We start from the raw sequence: 378 nt of genomic DNA, 5'->3' as shown, positions 1-378 counted from the left end.
ACCGCGGCTGGGGCCAGGACACCATTCAAAACAATGACAGCAGCACCAACAAGGTCGATGCCATTGAGTTCGGTACCGGCATTCGCGCAGAGGACATCATCCTCAGCCGCAATAGCGATGACCTGATCCTGCTTCTCAAGGGCAGCACAGACCGCATCACCGTCAGCAGCTACTTCAGTCAAGATGCTACAGGCAACTCCCGGCTTGAGGAGGTCCGCTTTGTCAATGGCACGACTTGGAATATCGAGCAAATAAAGATCTTGGTACAACAGCAAGGTACGGCGGGAAATGACCGTCTATATGGTTACGCAGGATCCGATACCCTCAGCGGCGGCCTGGGCAACGACTCACTCTACGGCTATGCCGGCAATGACCTCC

The 378-nt window shown here is 55.3% G+C and carries 1 protein-coding gene; it reads left to right on the top strand.

Features of this window, described 5'->3' with window-relative positions; genetic code table 11:
• On the top strand, nucleotides 1-378 hold a 378-nt coding region (locus tag HMPREF2914_RS09675), incomplete at both ends, for a calcium-binding protein (RefSeq protein ID WP_139148200.1).

Source organism: Pseudomonas sp. HMSC067G02 (genome assembly GCF_001813485.1).
GTDB lineage: Bacteria > Pseudomonadota > Gammaproteobacteria > Pseudomonadales > Pseudomonadaceae > Pseudomonas > Pseudomonas aeruginosa.
This window is presented reverse-complemented; position numbering and strand designations above follow the sequence as displayed.